General features: G+C 39.5%; 1 protein-coding gene. It reads right to left on the reverse strand.

All coding sequences use genetic code 11. The features are described 5' to 3' along the window. Positions 1-202 precede the first annotated feature (202 nt). Positions 203-1,918 carry an alpha/beta hydrolase gene (locus tag HJC33_RS06570; RefSeq protein WP_171658014.1) on the reverse strand — a complete coding sequence of 572 codons (1,716 nt, stop codon included), beginning with the start codon at positions 1,916-1,918 and terminating at the stop codon, positions 203-205. Positions 1,919-2,057 lie beyond the last annotated feature (139 nt).

Raw genomic sequence — 2,057 nt, forward strand, 5'->3', positions numbered from 1 at the left:
TTAAGCGGCGCGCTGGCCTGTTTTGTTAAACGTTGGATAAATATAGCGAATAAGCGGTCGTACCGGGTGGCCATTGGAAAAAATAGCTCGGAGAGGTGTACCGCTTGCGGTACTGGCCGAGCGGCCGCAGGGATTTTTCCCAACGTTGCGTGTATGGTGTCGTAGCATCCCGCACTATACCTCAGTTCTTTGTTGGCATTAGTTATTTTTTGTCCTTCAGCATTTCTTCAAAAAATTCCTTCGACAAGAGATAAGCTTTTGGGTATGGTTGATCGTGGCCCGTATTTTCATGAATGTAAATTTCATGTTCTCTGTCCGTATTCTTGTCTAGAATTTCTTTAATTACCAAAGCATTTTTATAGGGAACATACCTGTCCTCCTTTCCATAATGCAATTGGGCTGTTGGTAATGAGTCAAGAAAATAAAGTGGAGAAGATGCAAGTATATTTTGACGAATTCTAGATAGTCCTGGAGTCCCGGTCTCTATTGTTGGTTTTAGAAACCATTCAATAAATTGAGCTGAACTACCCCATCCGTTATTTGGAGTCCATTTTTCCCATAATCCCCATTTAACCTGATCCTTAATTGTCCACCCAAATGTTCCCATATAATCAAACCATCCAGAAGGACCAGCCCAGGCCACAACGCTTTTAACTCTAGGGTCTCTTATCCCCATCAACATTGCAACTGTTCCACCTCTGCTCATTCCAAAAGAAGCTATCCGATTGGGATCAGATTCTGGAATTACCTCTAAAACAACGTTCAAAAATGCAATGGCATCATCAGTAGCACCATCCCAAGCATTCGTTGGATCCCCTTCAGAATGGAATTCCTCATTATTCCAGATTAAAGTATTCCCTCGAAACGAAGGGATAGCAATAATACAGTTGTTTTTGTTGTTTTCTAAAATGACATACATTTCCGTTCTCACCAAATCTTTTGGAGAATAGAGTGGGTCAACTCCTCTAGCTTCAATAATTACTGGTGATTTTCTTAATTTCGCCCCAATAGGAATAAGAACAGCACCAAAGTGTTTCTTTTCATCTATTAAGTGCTTAATTATTTTTAGGTGGTACTTTACATGTTCGAGTGTAATAGTATCCTCTTTTACAATTTCCGCATTACTAACGCTAAGGTTTCTGTTTTGCCAACTGGTTAGGACGGTTTCAATTTCAGTTTTTGTTGGTGGCGCAAATAATGAATCGATATTAAAAGGAAGCTTCCATGCATTCTTGGGAGATTGGGCAACATTCAACGACCCTAGTAGCCTTACCGCATTGTAAGATAAACTATTCTCTTTGTCTAAAGCGTATGCTTTTTCAAAAGCGATTTTAGCTTCTTGTCGATTTTCTGCAAGGAGATTTGCCAATCCAATAACTTGATGCAAATCAACGGAATTTGGGTAAAGTGTTTCGAAAGCTGAAGCAAAACGAAGGCAATCTTCAGCTTTTGAAGGGTAATTTTTTAGCAAACTAAATGATAATCCGATTATCCTTTCTTCAGAGAGGGAATTGATATTATTCTTCATTTTCTCAATCGCTGCATCAATTCTGCCTGAGAGGAGAAATTCTACTGGTTGTATATCATTGTCTCCAAGTTTTTTACCTATGCCTTCCAACTCGTGATGCCCCGTAAGTTTTACAGCAACAATTTTATCTGTACTATCTCTTTCAAATAGGATTCTGGTATTATCGCGATATGTGAATTCGTTAACGTTGACCGAATCAATCGTTCTCGCTGCTTTCCAAAAGCTTGGTAATATTTTATAGACGCTATCGGTTTTATAAATCTCTACCACAAAATCAGGCTTCATTAAATACCTGCCAACGTATTGATTTTTGTGATTTATTGAGTCTTCTTTAATTGAACCACACGAAAAGAGAAATACTGATGCTAATAAAGATAAAAGTTTATTCATTGTTCTAATGTTTTACAATGGCCACGCGGCTATGGCGAGTAGCGTTGCGAGCTTGCTCGCAGGAGCTACGGGGAAGCCATTAGACGCTGATTCGCTATAGCCGCTAGTTGGGAAAAGTGCTTGTTTCCTTAAGCGGCGC

Source organism: Flagellimonas amphidinii, assembly GCF_013090115.1.
GTDB classification, from domain to species: domain Bacteria; phylum Bacteroidota; class Bacteroidia; order Flavobacteriales; family Flavobacteriaceae; genus Flagellimonas; species Flagellimonas amphidinii.

Bases quoted from the DNA above. Each gene is read 5' to 3' on its own strand.
- HJC33_RS06570 (WP_171658014.1), bottom strand. From the start codon at position 1,918: ATGAATAAACTTTTATCTTTATTAGCATCAGTATTTCTCTTTTCGTGT.